This is a genomic window from Oscillospiraceae bacterium (genome assembly GCA_015068645.1).
Classification (GTDB): Bacteria; Bacillota; Clostridia; order UMGS1840; family UMGS1840; genus SIG452.
This window is the reverse complement of record SVKD01000013.1, coordinates 55076-74692: the sequence shown is the minus strand read 5'-3', so window position 1 is coordinate 74692 and position 19617 is coordinate 55076. Positions and strand designations below refer to the sequence as shown.

21 protein-coding genes are annotated in these 19617 nt (G+C 33.9%); 2 read left to right on the top strand and 19 right to left on the bottom strand.

Translation table 11 applies throughout. The features are described from left to right. Positions 1-768 precede the first annotated feature (768 nt). From E7413_07250 to E7413_07195, 12 genes are all read right to left on the bottom strand, one after another. Complete coding sequence (locus E7413_07250; protein MBE7019653.1) at positions 769-2232, bottom strand: hypothetical protein; 1464 nt, start codon at positions 2230-2232, stop codon at positions 769-771. Further along, complete coding sequence (locus E7413_07245) at positions 2229-3263, bottom strand: hypothetical protein (GenBank protein ID MBE7019652.1); 1035 nt, start codon at positions 3261-3263, stop codon at positions 2229-2231. Before E7413_07245 ends, E7413_07250 begins: the two co-directional genes overlap by 4 nt. After that, positions 3263-4489 carry an HNH endonuclease gene (locus E7413_07240; protein MBE7019651.1) on the bottom strand — a complete coding sequence of 409 codons (1227 nt, stop codon included), beginning with the start codon at positions 4487-4489 and terminating at the stop codon, positions 3263-3265. Before E7413_07240 ends, E7413_07245 begins: the two co-directional genes overlap by 1 nt. A 35-nt stretch (positions 4490-4524) precedes the next feature. After that, positions 4525-5085, bottom strand: a complete 561-nt coding sequence (locus E7413_07235; protein ID MBE7019650.1) for a flavin reductase family protein — start codon at positions 5083-5085, stop codon at positions 4525-4527. Positions 5086-5099: 14 nt separating this feature from the next. Next, positions 5100-6065 carry a hypothetical protein gene (locus tag E7413_07230; protein ID MBE7019649.1) on the bottom strand — a complete coding sequence of 322 codons (966 nt, stop codon included), beginning with the start codon at positions 6063-6065 and terminating at the stop codon, positions 5100-5102. Then, entirely contained in the window at positions 6062-6412 is a 351-nt protein-coding gene (locus tag E7413_07225; protein ID MBE7019648.1) for an arsenate reductase family protein, read from the bottom strand. The genes E7413_07230 and E7413_07225 overlap by 4 nt, the downstream gene beginning before the upstream one ends. A 24-nt stretch (positions 6413-6436) precedes the next feature. Continuing rightward, the gene (locus E7413_07220; GenBank protein MBE7019647.1) at positions 6437-6667 is read right to left on the bottom strand and encodes a hypothetical protein; all 231 of its coding nucleotides are present in this window, start codon (positions 6665-6667) and stop codon (positions 6437-6439) included. 76 nt (positions 6668-6743) lie between these two features. Then, positions 6744-6935 (bottom strand): hypothetical protein, encoded by a 192-nt coding sequence (locus E7413_07215; protein ID MBE7019646.1) that lies wholly within the window; start codon positions 6933-6935, stop codon positions 6744-6746. Between the two features lie 32 nt (positions 6936-6967). Beyond that, complete coding sequence (locus E7413_07210) at positions 6968-7213, bottom strand: methionyl-tRNA formyltransferase (GenBank protein MBE7019645.1); 246 nt, start codon at positions 7211-7213, stop codon at positions 6968-6970. Positions 7214-7231: 18 nt separating this feature from the next. After that, on the bottom strand, positions 7232-7411 hold the full coding sequence (locus tag E7413_07205; protein ID MBE7019644.1) for a hypothetical protein: 180 nt from the start codon (positions 7409-7411) through the stop codon (positions 7232-7234). A gap of 88 nt (positions 7412-7499) precedes the next feature. After that, entirely contained in the window at positions 7500-8288 is a 789-nt protein-coding gene (locus E7413_07200; protein MBE7019643.1) for an HNH endonuclease, read from the bottom strand. Between the two features lie 27 nt (positions 8289-8315). Further along, positions 8316-8549 (bottom strand): hypothetical protein, encoded by a 234-nt coding sequence (locus tag E7413_07195; protein ID MBE7019642.1) that lies wholly within the window; start codon positions 8547-8549, stop codon positions 8316-8318. A 210-nt stretch (positions 8550-8759) separates the two neighbouring features. On the opposite strand from E7413_07195, the gene E7413_07190 reads away from it, so the two are divergent. Both E7413_07190 and dcm read left to right on the top strand, forming a co-directional pair. Then, positions 8760-9107, top strand: a complete 348-nt coding sequence (locus E7413_07190) for a helix-turn-helix domain-containing protein (GenBank protein ID MBE7019641.1) — start codon at positions 8760-8762, stop codon at positions 9105-9107. Then, entirely contained in the window at positions 9097-11139 is a 2043-nt protein-coding gene (gene dcm / locus E7413_07185; GenBank protein MBE7019640.1) for a DNA (cytosine-5-)-methyltransferase, read from the top strand. Before E7413_07190 ends, dcm begins: the two co-directional genes overlap by 11 nt. A gap of 38 nt (positions 11140-11177) precedes the next feature. On the opposite strand, the gene E7413_07180 is transcribed toward dcm, so the two are convergent. From E7413_07180 to E7413_07150, 7 genes are all read right to left on the bottom strand, one after another. Beyond that, positions 11178-14468: a hypothetical protein gene (locus E7413_07180; GenBank protein MBE7019639.1), complete on the bottom strand. Its 3291-nt coding sequence runs from the start codon at positions 14466-14468 to the stop codon at positions 11178-11180. Positions 14469-14490: 22 nt separating this feature from the next. Next, positions 14491-15216 (bottom strand): hypothetical protein, encoded by a 726-nt coding sequence (locus tag E7413_07175; GenBank protein ID MBE7019638.1) that lies wholly within the window; start codon positions 15214-15216, stop codon positions 14491-14493. After that, a complete protein-coding gene (locus E7413_07170) occupies positions 15206-16078 on the bottom strand; it encodes a hypothetical protein (protein ID MBE7019637.1) in 873 nt (290 codons plus the stop codon). Before E7413_07170 ends, E7413_07175 begins: the two co-directional genes overlap by 11 nt. After that, positions 16062-17936 (bottom strand): hypothetical protein, encoded by a 1875-nt coding sequence (locus E7413_07165; GenBank protein MBE7019636.1) that lies wholly within the window; start codon positions 17934-17936, stop codon positions 16062-16064. Before E7413_07165 ends, E7413_07170 begins: the two co-directional genes overlap by 17 nt. 10 nt (positions 17937-17946) lie before the next feature. Further along, complete coding sequence (locus tag E7413_07160) at positions 17947-18171, bottom strand: hypothetical protein (protein MBE7019635.1); 225 nt, start codon at positions 18169-18171, stop codon at positions 17947-17949. A 272-nt stretch (positions 18172-18443) separates the two neighbouring features. Then, positions 18444-19097, bottom strand: a complete 654-nt coding sequence (locus tag E7413_07155) for a VWA domain-containing protein (protein MBE7019634.1) — start codon at positions 19095-19097, stop codon at positions 18444-18446. Between the two features lie 111 nt (positions 19098-19208). Beyond that, complete coding sequence (locus E7413_07150; GenBank protein ID MBE7019633.1) at positions 19209-19616, bottom strand: GIY-YIG nuclease family protein; 408 nt, start codon at positions 19614-19616, stop codon at positions 19209-19211. Position 19617 lies beyond the last annotated feature (1 nt).

The window sequence follows — 19617 nt, the reverse complement described above, 5'->3', positions numbered from 1 at the left end:
ACGGGACCCATTTATGGGTAGTAAGTAGTAATTGCATGGCTGGCAGGCCAATAAAAAACGCACTTGTGCGTTGCCAGTAATATTAGGGCTATGCCCGAAAATGAAAAACCCCCCGTTACACGGGGGGTTTTTCATTTGTTTTTTCTATTCCCCTATCCCCAGTTCTGCCCATCTTTTATACATGTATAAAAGATGGGCAGAACTGGGTACAACTACTATTTTAAACACTTAAATATTACCTACCAACACTATCCTCTACGGAAAAATAATACAATTCATCTTGTTATTACTACATGTAAAAAAAATGGTAAATCTCTCTTTGGGAAGCATTTTTAAAAATCCAGTGTTTCCAAGGACTCTAACGGTGTATTTTTATAATTTTAGTACCGGGTTGGTACTAAAATGTATTTTTTCACCTATAGAAACACCATTTTAAAACACGGATTTTATTCACCATACCAACACAATACATAACCCGCTTGTTCTCCTGCAACAAGCTATTTTTAGACACAATCACATTTTTTGAGTCTACCTAACGAAACACTCTCCTACTCTGATAGACCATTCATCACATTTATCACTTTTCTCTTCACATAATCAACCGTATTTTTGGTTCCACTCTTTTCTCTGCCGGCCTAAATACCCCAATGAATACTTTACCATCTGTGTCACCTCCTTCAACAACACAAACAATATCACAAGAAGTTGTAGAGTTCCAGAGCCTTATTCGCACAAGAAAAGTGTCATCATTTCTTGGCAAATTTCGCACTACACTTGATTATTTTCAACAACTGTATCAATCAATCTTTCCTTAATAACATGAACCTTTTTATTTTTGAATGAATTGTAATCATGAATCGATGCAATGATTATTTGGTTATCATGGAAATCTCTTTGTAATATATCAAACATCTTCTCAATATTCTTAGGATCCACCTCTTTGCCACTTGGCGAATCCAAAATAATTGGCAACTTAAATCCTAATTGCTTTTCTACTTCTAAAATATATCCTAATTTGAAAGCAAAAACTATTTTATGCAATATAGCACCAGAAAGTTCTTTTAGATTGTGTGTAAATATAAAATCTGTCCTTAAATTTATATATTTTTCTAAAGCCAACTCTTTCGCATAGTTATCTATGGATTTATACATCGATTCTAAATATGGATTGTTTTGTTTAGTACTAATCGTTAACTGTTTTTTTAATGAAGTTTTCTTTTTTTCTAAAGCATCTATTATATCTTTTATAGTTCTGTAATCAACCTCAAATACGGCTATTTTTTTATCAAATTCTTTTAGGATATCATTAGTTATATCAAATCGCGATTGATTATCCTCTGTTATCACATCCAACTGGGAAATTTTTCTGTTAATCGCCGCAATTTCAGCTGCAACAATTCTTTGACGCGCCTTTAATAGCTCATTAATTTCGGCAAAGTTTTTTATGGTTTTTGCATTAACCGGTGTTTCTGTACCATCTGAATTAACCACACACAGTTTCATCTTTTCGATATAGTTTTTAAAACTATGATTTTGATCATAAGATGATTTTATACTCTTTAATTCCTTTTCATGTATTTCTTTTTGAATATATAAATTATCCAATTCTTTCTGTATTGTCTGATCGTAATCGTCATATACAAGAGTGCCTTGCTCAGCATATAATTGTTGTCTATATTCCGCAATATCTAATACTTTTTTATATTTTTGCAACTCATTTTCAACTTTACGAATTTCTTTTTGGAGTTCTGAACAATCTCGGTTTGCTAATCCCCTAAGTAGTTCTTCAACATTAAAACGGTTACTGCCAATTACTACCCCTCGATTAAGAAGAGTCCATCCCTTTTCCTGGTCAACATAAAAACAACCTAAAAGATTACGGAGAATGTCGGAATTATCTAAACCGAACAATAATTTGTGTAATTTTTCTTGCTCATCCTGCAATATAAACTCACTTTTTTCACCTTGTTGATTAACAACTTGACAAAAATCGCCTTGTCGTGTGAGCGTGAAGTAATTATCGCCAATACGTACTTTGCTTTCGACAAGACAGTTTGCAAACTTTATGGATTTCGTGTCAGGAATTCTATAACCTATCGAATATACCATTATTCTTAAAAGCGTCGTTTTCCCCTGACTATTTTCTTCGCTGAATATAAGATTATTGTGATCATCAAACTCTATATATCTTTCATACATTCCTTCTATAATTTTTATATATTCAAATTTCATATTAAATTCTTCTCTTTCATGCAGTTTATAGTGCTAGACTGATAAATTATTCTTGTAAGGATGGTTTTAACTAATATTTCTTGCGTATTTGGTGACAATTTATCTAAAGCAAATTCACTTGTATAATTTTCCCATTTTTCTTCTATAAATTCTGATGTTTTTTTATTGTTTTCCTTAGGTTTAAAGTCATTGAAATCGCTTAAAACTGCAGTGACAAATTCAAAACGTACAACCGAATTATTTATAAAGGCATTAAAGTGATTTTGCACATTTTGAACTTCACTAATATCAATTTTATCGTAAATGCTATTCTCCTGCAAACTATTCTCTAATGCTTTCACGACTATTATCCATGTAAATTCTTTCTTATCGAGAGTTATACATGTATTAGATATAGAACCATTTAATAATAGTTCCTTTTGCCATACATCCAGCACCTTCCCACCGATACCATTTCTGTTCTCTAAAATAGTTTCAACAAATTCATCTACTATGTGTTTTATATTTGCGTATCTATCGGTTGGTGACGCACCATTTTGAAATTGAAGAATATATACAAACAGTCTATCTCTATCTATTACAATTTCTTTTTCTGCTTTACTCAATGCATCTTCGACAATTTTTTTAGCTTTATCAGCTAAATTATTGTATGATTGCCGAATATATGGCCCAATAAACTGTGTCATCGTTCGCATATTTCCCATGGGATTGTCCGAATTTGTTATATAAATAAATTGTTTTACAACCCCATCTTCATTATGTGCGGTGTTATTTAACGAGTTGAGAGCATTCGTCAAATGTTTCTTAACATTGCTATAGTCCCCTGCTTTTTCTACAGATTTAGCTTGGGCATATATTTTCTCTTTGTTTGATAAAGTAATTTCAATGTCTTGTTTAGATCCTTCCAAACGAACTTTATCAACATCCTTTATATTATCAATCAAAATAGCAATTGCTGCATTAACTTGAAAATCCCATCCAAAAAGCGATGGTGCGGCACAATTTTTGTTCATATGCTCAGTTCCCTTCATCAAAAAATTATATTTCTCCTACCACCAATGCTAGTATTATTGCATCTAGTTTTTTTGTCACTATTACACAAAAAACAATTTAATCTTTCGAATTTAGCGAAAAAATAATCTCGAGCATTAATGGAATTAGAAGCTAACATATTATTTATAAGTAACGGATAGGAAACCATATCAAATTCATTTTCTCCTAATGTCACTTTTCTAAATCGTTCTTCTATTAAATTATCATTTTCATCAAAATACAAAAGTAAGCTTAGCCCATATTTTCGTCGTTCATCGTCTGAAATATCGTCTCTAATATAATTAAGTATATAATCATTCCCCAATTTGCGCGAAAGGACTTTCGTCATATCTTTTTTCAATGATTCTTTTTGAATAGCAGATGATATCATTTTTTGCATTACAGTTTTATTTGGACTGGGGTCAATTCCGTATATATCGGCATATATTAATCCGTATTTTGGGCGCCAGCGTCCAATTTCAGGTATAGTTCGATCTAGTTTTTGTAATTGCTGAAAATAAGATTCTGATATCTTTTTGCTTTTATCCCATTTATCTGTTAAGCATACATAATATTGAAATGTATTAAACAGATCAACATAGCACCACAAATTGTTCTCTTGGCTAAAAAGAATTAGATTGTGGTATAGCAACAAATCGGTCTTTAATTCTATATAGCTATCCATAGGATTTAATGGAACAAAAGGAATTATTGGATATTTAAAACTAATATCGGTTATCTTTTCATCACGTTTTGATACGATTAAACCATCTTTAATCGTATCAAATGGCACTCCTTTTGCTAACGCAAAATTAAAAGCAATTTTCGAAACTCCTTTAATGAAAGATTCGTTCTTAATCGTAAAGTCATAGGAAACAATTTCAAAATCCAACTTTGATATATCGCACTGTAACTTCTTACTAAGTTCTGGACAAGAAACTACTCTCCCATTCTTGAAAACAACGTTATATTCTTCGCCTTTATATTTAGCTCTACCTGAATATGATGGTAACGATTTCTTATTATTTGTTTTTGCAAAATTATCAATTCTTGCAATTATCGGATTAAAAGTAGACACGAATGGCTTATCTATATATCTGCTAATATAATTATTGCATTCCGAACAACAGATATCTGTGGACTCTTCTAATCCACCAATCGCATTTTGAATTATATGTTCACGACTTCCAACCGTTATTTGTTTGCCACAATATACACAATTCATTTTTTGACAAGTCCTATCTTGCTTTTATTTTTAAACTATTTAATCTTTTTTCCATCACTAAAAGCTTTTCCAACTATACCACCAAGTTTACGATAAGTATGATGCACTGGGTCATAGGTAATTGGATTAAATTTATTCAAATCAATTTTACCATTTTCTCCAAGGATTCTTTCGTCTGCACAGACATTGACGATTTCACCAAGTAATCTACAGGATTCCTCGTCATAACTGATGAGTTTACATTCAAGAGCCAGCGGAAGTTCGTCAAAAAGCGGAGCATCTACCAATTCACTCTTGCTCACATGCCATCCTGTTTTTTCAATTTTATCAGGTTCTTTGTTGCCAGAAACAATACCAACATAATCACAAGCAATCACATTCTCCACATCCGCTACGCTCACCGTGAACGCACCTGTTTTGACTACATTCTTCGCAGTCTTATGCCCGTCATCCACACAAATCGAAATCTGTGTTTCTTCGCTAATACCACCCCATGCAGCATTCATCGCATTAGGCTTGCCGTTCTCGTCATATGTGCCGATAATCAACACCGGCATCGGATATAAAATCGCTTTCGCTCCCAAATTCTTACGCATTCTTTTTTCTCCTATTATTCTGCTTTGTTATTCTCGATAAATAATCGTATTTTCGCCACATCAAATTGTTTAACCATTTCCGATAATGTTTCGACTGCTTTAAAGCACTTTTCAACTGCTTCAATTTGTTCATCAAATGATTTTAAAAAATCGAGTTTTGGAACAATCAATCTGACTGCTGCAGATTTTCCTGTTGGATGCACAGTCATATTATTTTCTCTAAGATTTACCATTTCCCTTAGCAACATTTCTAATTGAGGTAAACATTTAGCCATACCAGGAATTGTTAAATCCACATATTCTCTGTCCGCTTTATGAATAATATAAATTTTTTCAATAACTGTATTAAACTGAGGCCAAGTAGCATTAGAACCTTTCGGCCCCTCAGTTGCCGTTAACAGAAGCCCATCATAATTCTGCTTTTTGTATGCAATATATCGCTTCCAAAAATCAGTGACTGTTTTGTTTTCAATAACCCGGTAGCCTGTTTTTTGTTTATATATCGCTTGTTTTATCTGAGATAGTTTAAAGTTTTTTCTAGCGTCGGCATTTGTTTCAAAATATTTTAAGCATTCTTCGTATGTAACTTTATTTGGATATTTACGAGCCTCAGCATTGTTCTCTAAATAGTTTTCCGGTGCAACAATAAAAACACTAAAAGACGAATAATCTCCATTTTCAACTCCAAGATTCCCGCGTTTCATGTACCTATCACACTGCTCAGGCATCGCGATTGCATCAATTTTATCTTCAATTAAAAGTCCGTGCCTTTTCCCATCGACTTCAACTATTACTGTCATATCTGACTCGCCGAATTCAGGATGATTTTTTGAATGTTCAATCTCAACTACCAAAGCATTATCCATGTTGACTTTTGATGTGAATATGTTTAAAAAATCTTTAGAAATAACAAACTCTTCTAAAAACAACATATCCATATCATGTTCTGAAACATCTTGAAATTTACATATAGGCATCATAATTTATCATTCCATTCGTTTTCTTTAAAACCAACTAAAACAAAGACATCTCCAATCAACAGAGGACGTTTTACAAGCATACCGTCTGTAGCAAGAAGTTCCAATTGTTCCTCTTCTGACATAGCGGGCAGCTTGTCCTTCAGTTCCATTGACTTATATAAAAGTCCGGAAGTGTTAAAGAATTTCTTTAATGGAAGTCCACTCATCTTATACCAAGCAGTCAATTCTTCAAAGCTCGGATTATCTTCCTTAATATCTCGAAGAGTGTATTCGATTTTGTTGTCATCAAGCCATTTCTTCGCCTTCTGACAGGTTGTACATTTAGGATAACAAATAAATTCAATCATAAAATAATCCCTTCATATTTCTATTTACTGCCTTTTGCCTGTGTAAACATTATACTCTCCAGGTTTGTAGTCATATTTCCCATTTATCATATTATGCTGCACCTGTGCATTCGACAAATTATTATTAACCTTATCGGCTATCATTTTGCTGTTATTTACTCTTGTTATATCATAATTATCTACTTTGTTATTAAAACTTGATTTACATGCAAAATAAATTACAGCAAATATAATTAATCCTATAAAAGTACCCATTAACTTTCGTCTCCTTTAATTTAATATCCACAAAATAATTAAACAAACAATAATTGCTGTCATATTGTTGAACTTCTCATTTATATTTTCCGTTGTTCATATTTCTAATAAATTGACTTCTGCTCATTTCCCCAAAACGTACTTTGTTAGCATCTTCTTGTTCTAAACGCCAGTTGCGGTGATAGTCTGCCGGTAATTCTTTTTCGCATGCTTCAATAACCAGTTTAATAACGATATATCCAATTACTATTAAAGTTAAAACTCCCATACATTTTCCTCCCAAATAAGTCAATTTACTTATTATCTTAATCTTAAATCAAATTCCCTTTGCAACAACTCTACTAATTCAATTGCCATATCCCTATCAAGCTGAATTGACTGACTTATTTTATCTTTTAATTGTCTGTTTTCAGAACCATAAGTGTCTATTTGAAAATATTTATTTTCTCCTTTTGTGAATGTGCAGTAGGTCGCATCTACTGATTCGTGTATAGTGTTTCTTTCTTTATCAATGTGACTAAAATGTCTTTTTGTAATAAGTGCCATAGTAATTCTCCTTCTTTTTTACATATTCATATCCTTTTTAATCAAATCAATTATATAACTGTTTAGGCTTTTATATCCTTTTAATTCTGAATGGCTTTTGATTTCCTCATACAATTCTATATTTACATCGCAAGCTATTTTTTTCCGCTTCTCTCTGTATTTCTTCATTGCTTTTCTTTCTGCTTCTGTGGTGGGCATTGATTCACATCCTTTTATTGTGCATATTGCAAAATCGACTAAAAAATCATAAATTTTAAATTTATTTATACACTATATATTGTGTTCATTATTTATAATATTTTTTTAAATCTTCGTAAGTTATTTCTAATCCAATCAATTTTAGCAATTCTTTCCTTTGTTCATACAAAGGTTTTAGAACGTAATCAATCTCAGAACCATAATGTAACAAATTGTGACAATGGCTACATAGAGAAACAACATTTTGCTCTCTGTCAAGATCAACATCAGGGAAATCTGCAAAAGCGTATACGGGTATAATATGATGTGGTTCCGTGTAATTCATGTTGCTATTTTTTCTCTTAAAAACGGGGTGTGTGTTGTCAACTTCACATAAGCACCCTGCTTTAATTAACGCATTTCTTGATACAATTTTGCTACGATGGTATTGTTTTATCAAAGAATGAGTTGCTTTCTTTGGTGGATGGGGTGTATTATCATAAACAAAATCTTTTATGTCTGAATAAACAACCTCTCTTTCTACCTCTTTCATAAATGAATTTTCATCATACCTATCAGACTCCAATTCATTATGCAACAATTCTTCTGCAAGGATATGTTTAGCCTTGTTTATAACATGAGAAGGTAATCTTTTGCTTTCTATTATAATATTTAAAGCCTCAATCTCCTGACCTAATTGAAAAATATGTCTTGCCCTTGGAATTCTAAAACGCTGTTGTTTAGACCGAGAGTTTGGATTTTCAGCATACAACTTGTCTCTCAATTCTTCAAAAGACATATTAGCGTTTTTGAAATCATAATAAAAATCAACGAAAACTGTTTTGCCAACAGCACCAAGAGCAGATTTTACATCTGCATATTTTGTATCATTGCTCATTAAACCAACCTCTTAATAAATATTCTTTTATCGACTAAGTTTAAATCTAGTCAACTTTTCATCTAATGAATTAAATTTCATTTTTGCTATCTTAACTTCACGTTCAATAGTGCTAAAAATGTCAGATACATCTTTCTCGGTATATTCATAGCAGGAAGGATTAGCACAATTACCAAGCAATTGCACCATAGATATAATTTTATTTGTTCTTGCTTCAGCAATTCGAACAAACTTTTCTCGTTTTGTTTCAGAAATAGACATTTTACCCCTCTTTTCGTTTTATTATAAAAATATTATACACATATCTTTTGTATTTGTCAATAAACTTAAAATTATTTACACAATATTTTATAAATAATTTTAAGTTTTTAGTGATTTCTATATTTTTTGCTGCAATAACGCAGCAAAATTTTCAAAATCTATTGCATTTTCGCAGCAAATTTGCTATTATATAATAAAGAGGTGGTAACTATGAAAGGTTTAGGTCCTTTTTTGCGTGAAATTCGAGAAGAAAACAAGCTAACATTGACAGATGTGTGTAAAAAAACCGGAATTACAGATAGTAGATTATCCAGGATCGAGAACGAATCGCTGAAGACTTCTCCACCGATAGACGATGTGATAAGCCTTGCCAAACTATACAATATAGATTTTAACAAAATACTTTCATTTTCAACTGAGCATAGCAGTAAGGAATTTGAAAATAGCAAAACCCCATTAAGGAATCTTGAATTATTAGATAAAAAAGAGTTGCAACACATACAAGATGAAATTGATTTTATAGTAGATCAGAAAGGAACTGGAATAAATGAATTATAAATTAGGAGAATTATTCTGCGGCCCGGGCGGGATCGCTTGGGGGGCTTTAAATGCAGATATAGGAATGGAAGATTGGTCTATAACCCATGCATGGGCCAATGATTATGATCATAACACTTGCGAAACATATCGCAATAACATTTGCCCAAACGATAGAGAAAGTGTTTATGAGGGCGATGTTAGGGAATTGGATTTTTCACAACTTTCTGACATAAGTGCTTTAGCTTTTGGATTCCCGTGCAACGACTATAGCGTTGTTGGCGAACAAAAGGGTATGGATGGTAATTATGGTCCTTTGTATTCGTATGGTGTCCAAGCGTTAATCAGATTTCAACCCAAATGGTTTTTAGCAGAAAATGTTGGAGGCCTTCGAAATGCAAACGAAGGCCGAGCCTTTTCTAAAATTTTAGGCGAAATGCAAGCTGCAGGTTACACTTTGTATCCTCATTTATACCAATTTGAAGATTATGGAATTCCACAAGCAAGGCACAGAATCATTATCGTTGGTATCCGAAACGATATGAATGTCGAATATAAGGTTCCATCTCCGGCACAATACAGAATGAAAACATGCAGAGAGGCTATCGAGGTTCCGCCTATTTCTGAAAATGCATCTAATAACGAGCTTACACGTCAATCAGCCGCCGTTGTAGAAAGATTACGTTATATCCGTCCTGGCGAAAATGCATTCACGGCGAATCTACCCAAAAATTTACAATTAAATGTCATTGGTGCAAAAATTAGTCAGATCTACAAGCGTTTAGATCCTGACAAGCCTGCTTATACCGTTACCGGTAGTGGAGGTGGCGGAACCCATATTTACCATTGGGAAGAACCTCGTGCATTAACAAATAGAGAACGTGCACGCCTACAAACTTTTCCTGATACATACGAATTTTACGGTAATAAAGAAAGCGTTCGCAAACAAATTGGTATGGCAGTTCCTTGCGAGGGGGCAAAAATAATTTTTGAGGCTATTTTAAAATGCTTCGCTGGAATAGAATATGATTCTGTAGAGTGCAACGCAACTGAATATTTGTTCAATGGCGACAACGAAATCAAATGGCAATTCGACTCAGACTTAGAAGATAAAGTTCTAATAAAACCTGCGGTGGAAGGAGCTAACGAGTTGCGCATCGTTTCAGCTTATGCTTCCCCCAGCATGGTAGCGTGGCATATGCAAACTCTGGCGGACTTAGGGTTGCAACCTATACAAATTAAACTGATCGTGGGAATGTGTCCTTTTGATGGTCTTAGTCAAGTTACCAACTCTGGGTTTAAGAAATTATCCGAAAATGATTTTGGCCCCGACTTTTCATCATTTAGCTGTCAGTATGTATATAAAACGCCTGCTGTACATTCAAAGCTTTATTTATGGATGAAGAATGGCAAACCATACAAAGCATTTTCTGGCTCTGCTAACTATACACTTAAAGGGTTTAGCAAAGATTGTGATGAATTCATTACCGAATGTAACTTAGATGATGCAGTTGCCTATTTCGAAAAGGTAGAAGCAAAAACAATATATTGCACCGCAAATGAAGTTGAGAACTACATTCGTATTTATCGCACTAGCCCCAACTATAGTTATGAAGCAACTATGGTGGATTTCAATTCTGAAGAGAAACAAACTCTATCATTTCTATCTAACACTGGAGAGGTTCCAACAACTTCAAGTTTAAACTGGGGTCAAAGAGAACACCGCGACCCAAATCAGGCATATATACCGTTACCTTCTAAGATTTCAAAAACAGGATTTTTTCCTTTAAACAAACGTTATTTTACTGTCGTTGCAGATGATGGCGAGTGCTTCATCATGAGAGTAGAACAAGCCGGAAACAAAGCTATCACTACACCTAGCGACAACGCTGAAATAGGAAGATATTTTAGAAATCGTCTTGGGATTCACGAAGGTGTAAAGGTAACTAAGGAACACTTTAAAGAATATGGTCGTTCAGATGTAACCTTTACAAAACTTGATGACGAACACTTTTTAATGGATTTCTCTGTTGTTCGTTCAGAAATGGAATAACAATAACAAAAGGAGTGGCCGCTCGACCACTCCTTTTGTTATGCTATTTTAAAGTATCCATCCGCATAATTTAAAATTTTAGAATCAAATAATTCTTTGGGAATAACTTTAGAAACAAGATGATTAATAACCAAGAACGAAAGAAGATTCGATTCATCTATAAAATTAATACCGTTCTTTACAAGCATATCATAAACAATATCATCCAAATGGTAATAAGGTGAATCCTTAGAAACAATGACTTCTTTGTTATATCTCCTATCTCTGATTGCTGGCGAAACTAATCTTAAGCCCAAATTATGTTTTTTAATTATAGAAATAAGTAAGAAGGAATTCCATTCATACTGTATTTCTGGTAAATTTTCAAAATTATCAAAACCTATCATCGATAAGAATCCTTGGTTTGAAATGCTTTTCTGAAACCAATCAGAAACTTGATTTAATGTATCTTCCTCAATATTAAAATCACCAGACAAAATATAGATGTCCTCTGAAATTCTAGTATAATCTTTTTCCAGCTCGTAGAAAATTAAATCTGCCGTTGTTTCCGACCAACATACATCTTTGGCTATTTGCATAAACTCACTTCTACTTATTTGTTGCGTTGTTCCAAGCAAATAAAGAGCAATGCTTTTTGTCGTTAGAGAATCAACAGTGCCTTTTTGGCAAATATGAGGACGACTAAACTGATATTTATCGCTAAGAAGATTTTGCAACACATAAAATAGATTTGTTGGGTTTTCTATTGCATTTCGAGATAGCAATTCTGGAAGCTGTAATTTTAATTTTTCAAATATCAATTTATCGCTACAATATCCTTTAAATTGAGAAAATATTTCTTCAAGAACTTCTGAAATCACACTAATATCTTCGTCAAAAATTTTCAAATTACCCCGAGCATTAAAACTATTATAATCCCACTGTAGCAATTCCTTCGAACTGCTAATAGCATTAAATAGCATAATGTCAGATAATCCACCTATTTTTTGTTTTATTTCATTTCGTGTAACGGCACAACCTTTTTCTAAAATAAATAAAACAATACGTTCCGAAAGGCTAAGTGATTTGCCCTCTCCATTTATCTTCGTGATACAATCCCTTGTGAACTCGTATTCATCCCGATATAAATATGCCAATAACCCATGCAAACCATGATAATTTGTAATATCCGAAGTAAATGCCAAAACACCTTCGAATTCGTTAAAAATCTCAGCAAAATATAAGGTTTTTAAAGAACTTGTATCGATATATTTTTTTATATCATCAATAACAGATTGTTCGAATTTAATATGCTCAATAAGTTTTGCTTTTCCACGATCGCACACAATTAAGAACTCAGATATCCTTGCGCTGATAGCACGATTCTGCTCTGGCAAATCGTATTCACCATATTCTTCGTGGAACAATCTACGCAGTTTGTTAATATCATCATCCGAATATAACGTGATACCATCTTTAAAGTATTTTGAGATCAATATCAAGCATAATTTTGCATATGTCTGCTTTCTTAGAAATACAAAATCGCCATAAAAATACGCACCGCTCTCGATTAAGTAATTCAAAAAAGCATCAGCTGATATAAAACCTAATTCTGCGTTGTTAAGCATTTCTTCTATTTGTGATAAACTCTCAAAAAAATTGATTCCTTCATCCCCTATGAATTCATTTGTTAATTTTCGTAGCTTTACATCTGTATTTTGCATCTCGCTTTGTTTCTTAATAAACATATCAGCAAACGATAAATATTCTAACGAAAATGACTCTTTTAGCGTATACATAATAACTGTGTCAAAATCATCGTCATCAAAAAACTCTAAAACCTCTTGAGTTGTAATGTAAGAAAGATTATTCTGCGTCATATGTTGCTCAACAAGCGAACCAAACAACGGGGAAAATTCTCTGAAAAATTTCGCTTCAATTTGCCTAATTCGTTCCCTTGTCAAACCGTAATTATCCGCTATCTCTTGCAATGTTTTTTTGTTTGCTCTATCGACATATATATCAAATTCGCGATTACCTTTATGTTCATTTAATCTCTCGGTAGCAATTGTCAGTAAAGGCTTTTCAAAAATCTTTATTTTATCCAGAATTCCAATCCCTTTGGCTCTACCGAACATCTGCATTAACTTTTCCAAAGTGATGTCTTGTATGTCGCCAATTTTTGAATACCCATTTTCATAGAATTTTGCATTGTTTCTTGCGGATATGCCAGCAAATCGCAAATACGGAATGCCCAAATCAAGATTACTTGGGTCAATGGTTATTGCCGGAGATGGTTCTACCGCTAACTCTCTGTGTTCTGTGTTTTGAGTAGAAAAGCTTATTTCTTGTAATAAACTGTAGTACTTTTCTTTTATCAAATTCAGCTTTCCTACACCAAAACGCGGCTCGTTAAGCAACAAGGAAAAATCAAAATCTTCAAGATCAGATAATGTAGACAGGCAATTTTGTTCACAAAACTCGACGAACATATGATATGTATTGCCTGAAAAAAGTGAAGCAATGCTATCGGTTGGCACACTTGTAGAAACCTGATAATTGGAAGATTCCAACAGTTCCATAATTTCTTCAAATGTCTTTTGTCCCATATTTTTTAAAGAACGCAAGTCATTGTCTTGAACAAAATTCATAACAGCGCCAATAGTGTAAAGCTTATTGCGCATCAAAATATTTTTTGCCCTTACACTAAGATTGGTTATTTCTAACACCGACAATGAAAGATTCAAATTATCATTGTTTTCCTCTTTGGAGAATTCTTTGACTTGTTCTCGAGAAGGTTCCTCAGTTGCTGTAGAAACATTGTTGAGATTATCATAACGACTATAGTAAAGGTCAATCTTTACATTTATAATATTCAGAAGTTTGTGCCATTCGTCGTGTGACATAGCATCAGAAATATCCTCATTAAATACAAATACAAGCTTATCGTTTGAATTGTGATTTAAAAACAAATAGCCTTTTTCATTTATAACCTTAAATGGCTGACTTTTGATAACCGCAAAAACATCATAATCAGATGAATTCTCAATTTCAGAAATACGTGTATCAACATCATAATCCGGTTGTAATCCCCTGTTTTTTCTATCAATATAGTATTCTTTAATGGCTGGGATTACTCTAGCAACTGTAGCTTCATTTTCATCCAATATTGCTTCAATAACATACTTTAAAAGCAATAATTTATATGATTTCTGATAGCCAGCCAAACTATCAGAAGGGCCAATATATGAAATAAATTTTGCTTTTTTTGCATTAATCAGCGCCGAGCAGTTAGTGCACACACTAAGCTCGGTATCAACTATATCAGATCCACAATTAAAACATTTCATTCATTAACCCTCCGAAAATTTATTAGAAGCCAATCCTTTCCTTAATTTTACTATAAATCTCTTCATAAGACAAGCAATCAAGAATATAAATTCCGCCAAGTAAGTTTACATACTGGGAGATAGAACGAACTAACTCACGATTGATTGTCACACCATTCTTTTCTGCATCCAACAAGGCACCTAGGACTGCCTTTGAAATTGTAGCGTTACTCGCAAAACCAATATCTAAAAGATTATTTATATAATCCTGATCCCTACAAACAAATTCTGTCAATTCATAAGGATTTGTTCTTTTCGCATCATAGGTATGATAACCTATCCACCACAATCGAGCAACTCCGTTTCTAAACAAAGGTCTTTTGCTATAACCGTGCTTCGAATTCTTAAAGAAAAAACGGTCAAATTTATCTCCTTCATCATCAGGCATCCAACGATATCTCATGTAATCTAGCCCTTGATAAAGTGTGAACGCCACCCATATTCTTTCATCAGATGCTTGAGATTCGCTAAGACCTTTCATGTGATTGTAAACACGCCTAATATTTTCGACATCTGTCGCAGTTGGCCTGTCTTGTGACATATCAAAAGAAAAATCCTCAATTTCTATAAAGCTATCCCGTATAATACTGTTGTCATTCATAAGAGTAGGAAGATCCGTAGCATTCTTTTTAATTACTTCTTTGAAAATTGTAGGATAGTTACTTTTTGCAGCCAACAAACCTTCTTCGGTAATAAATTTAATCCTCATCTTCAGAACCTCCTGCCAAATACGTCAGAGCTCTCATTGTGGGTGAATCCATCAGTAACTGCGCTGTCTTGTAAGAATCAAAGTTTTCTAAACTTTGCTCTGTGAGATCTATTTTCAAGTTTTTACAAGCTTTTATAAGTGCTTTAAACCATCTGCAATCACTATAGTTATACAGTTCATAACGCGATGCCTTTAATTCATCAAAAACCTGTACTAACGCAGGGACAATAATCATTGAATGCATAATACTTTGCAATTCAAGATTCGTACTCAGATTTTTATAGATGTTACAACCTTTAACAGGGATACGAATAACAATCTTTGGTTTAGTACTACTAATATCCACATTTATAATTGTTTCGTTAGGATCAAGGTTTGGAACAATCGAGAAGATTGATGAAGTGTTTTCTAAATCATCCTTCTGTTTATTAAGTTCAATTTCAATACACTCACCTATTGCGAGAAGGCAACCTTTTTTAATGTTGAACGCAAAGCCTCTATAATCAGCAGAGAAATCTGAATTTTTATAGCCTTTCAAATCTTCCTTTGCAACAATAACAGTACTTATTTGTACAGCACCATTAAGTTTGCTTTGATGAATTTGAAATACTTCTTCCTCCTCTTGAGTAACTACCGCGTGTCTATAACAAGTTTTAACGCATTCGATATGATGCACAAAAGATACTTTTTTGGAGGCAATTAACTCATTGATACCGTCATTATTAGAAGAGGCTTTAAGTATAAATTTTATATGATAACCATTTTTCTCAAAGTCAACATCACTGGTAAAAGTAGCAGTAGCATAAGAATCATTTCCTTTAGCTATCACAGGATATGGAAAATATTTATTTCTTATTAACATATGCCTTCACCTCCATTGAACAATAATCTTTATGAGCCAATTGTAGATTTATTCTGATGTGCTGCCCCTTTTCAAAATGTAAGTTGATCAAGGAATTATCTTGTATTTTTAATTCTGAACCTCCGATTTGTGAAGCACTAACCAGCTCCGCTTTATATGCCTCGGTTTCGCCAGAAAGGAAAAAACTTAATTTTCCCTTATCCGAATCATCGGAAGGGATAAAATCTATCATATATCTACCCTCATCTGGATTATTGCAGATATACATAAATCTAGATGGTTTAATTTCTTTAGGAGGGCTGATAGTTTTTTCAGTACCATCAACATAATCTACCGGTTGTGGAGGTCTGGGTGGATCCACATGGTCGCCATCTTTTTCGTGTACCCAATCCTCGTCCGATTCTCCATCTACAGGATCTACTTTCTTCTCGGATTCATCATCACCGTTTTCCACAGAAACAACATCAGGAACATATTTTCGTTCAATAACACGCTTCTCTATTTCCAATACCGTATCAGAAATGGCCTCCTCACGATTTTGATTTTTTTCATCATCAGGAGTATCAGGTATAAAGTTGCCAACGCCAACAGCATCTATTGCGTTCTGGGATCCTTGTTCCACAAGTTCCTCTAAACATTTCTTCATGTAATCGTTAATTGATTTAATCAGTTGTTTTGCTTCAAAAGGATTTGCCGCGCGGTCGGGCTGCCATTCTGTGTGTTCGGGGTTTTCAAGAGCACGAAGTTTCTCATTTATCGTATCTCCTTCGATAAACAAAACCCCTGCAAATGAAATGAACCCATTGATACGATCTCCGTCTTTGATTTTCATACCGGTTTGGCGAATCATCGCCACTTTTCGATGAAAATCATTACCGTTAAGTAAATAGCCAAGTTTTACGATTCCTAATCCTAAATGATTGTTCTCAAACCATTTTGTTTCAGGGCTGGTTAATACCTGATAATATTCCATAACATATGTGTTAGTCAGTTCTTCGGCATATTCTTCCATAAGTTCTGATAACGTAGATTTGTCAATTTTTACATCACCCACGTTGACAGTAAGTTTTTCATTCCAAATTGCTCCGAGAAAACTATCTAAAATCGAAACAACAATCGCTGTTTCCCAATCTTCTTGAGAAAAGCGGTAACCCAAAACATACACATCTGTTCCATAGTCACCAGGATCTCTTATAAAATCAGGATCTAAATTCAAAGATTCAAACACTGGTGTATTTCGTTCATTACCGTAATAACCAATACCCTGTGTGGTTTCGCCGTCGTCACGTTCAAACGTAACCAACCTGGATACACCCTGATATGCGCACTCATCTTCTATATCATATGTATTATAAAACACTGTCGAAAAATCCGAACAGGCAAACGGTGCAAATTTACCTATACCAAACGAACCACCAGCCGGGCCTTTTTTATCAGATGATCCAGAAGATTTAGTCAATCTCATCCAGTCAGTATTTATGTCTGTTGTTCTTTTAGAGCCTGTAAGACCCTTTGTTTTAAAATCACTAATTCTTAATACACTTATTTTTTCAGCACTTATTTTTTCAAACGCATTTTTGAAGAAATCCTTAGTTGTTTTGGCTCTTTGTCCATTCCAATAAGCTAGGCACTTTTCGAATGTTTCTTTCAATACATCTGCGCCAGGTACATTACTTGTAGGAATTTCATAATTTGAGAAATCAACACGAACAGTTTTCCCAGTTGCTGCATCGAGGGAGTTTTGACAAATTTCGCGTGCCAACGACTTCAAAGGCGTACCTCTAAAAGTGGCAACGCCTGAATCATTAATTCCTTTGTTTTCACCATGGTCATTTGAAGGGAAATACCAATCTGCCACTTCTTCACACCTACCTTAATTTAAATTTTTTATTTTCAGAGTCTGTCGTATCAAATTTTGCTTTTGAAATCTTCAATTCGTCTTCAATTGCTGCAAAAATTATTTTCACATCTTCTTTCGTGTAGTCGTATACTGCCTTATTTGAACAGTTACCAAGTAATTTCACCATATCAATTATTTTATTAGTACGAGCTTCCGCTATCCTAATAAACTTTTCTCTCTTGGTTTCCGACATAGTTATACCTCCATGATTAAATTTCTACTATATTATATAATAGTCCACTCGAGTTGTCAATAACTATATGAAAATTATTTTAATTATTTTAATTTTAATAAAATTATTTATAAATTATTTGATGTTCGTTGGCTACATCTTCAGTTCATACAATCTCCCAATTCATAATCGGTTGGTTGAGTGCAGGTTTCACCTCTTACAACTCTTGTAACTGTAGATAAAGTTATCGTCAAGCAATAAACCATTGTCTTGTCAAGATATTTATCCTCCTATTATCTTTTCTTGCCTCTGCTTTGGTAGTCTTTTTTCAGTTTATCACTCCAGTTATCCTCGATATCACAACCCATTCTGACACTGCACACCACATTGGATACACTTTCGTACAGACAAGCAGTTCCTTTGGGATCAGCGTGGTAATTTACTGCTCTGTCTTCGTCAATGCCGTAGCGTCTTGCAGTTTCCACCGCATCAATGTTGGCGCCAATAAACAGAAATTCCCAGCCATACTGCTCTTTCTGGCGTTCAATCATCGCTTTCACCTGGTCACTGTTATAACGGTGGCTGGCGTTTTCCATCCCGTCGGTTGTGATAATAAACATGGTGTGTTCAGGAATGTCTTCGGGTCTAGCATACTTATGGATGTTACCGATATGACGGATAGCACCGCCTAAAGCATCAATAAGTGCTGTGCATCCACGGACGGTGTATTCTCGATCGGTCATCGGTTTGATGTGGTCAAGCTTCACGCGGTCGTGCAACACTTCAGATACATTATCAAACAGTACGGTAGATACATAACATTCGCCGTTCTCTTTTTTCTGTTTTTCAATCATGGCATTGAATCCGCCGATGGTGTCACTCTCTAACCCTGCCATAGAACCGCTTCTGTCTAAAATAAATACCAATTCAGTAATACCGTTTTTCATTTTTTCCATTGTAAATACCTCCAAAAAAATAATGTGATTGTCGGGTTTTGTTACCTTACAATCACATTATACATTGTTTTACTGTTCAATTGGTCGCTTGGTGAGAGACTTTTAATGTTCTTTGTCTACATATCTAACATCTAACAAAAAACTAAACAATCCTTCAAGCTGTCCGCGTTTTCTCATGTCGGTTTCAACCACATATTGAAAATAACAGTTATCTTTCAAAAATTGTTTTGCCGTGACTAAATCAACTACATGCTCAATTTCCGGATCATCTATTAAATATTTCTTCAATCGTGCATTTACAAGAGGTCCCATCAAATGATTGGTGTATAAACGCCGGCGTAATCTTGTTGTTTTCCCTACATATAAAACTTGATTTGTTTTAAAATTTGTTATCGCATATACTACGGATAAATTCTCTTCAAGATGTGATGGTTTCAATTCATTAAAATAATGTTTTTTGGACTTTACCATCAATTCATAAATTTTTGGTATCTCATTAATTCTATTCATT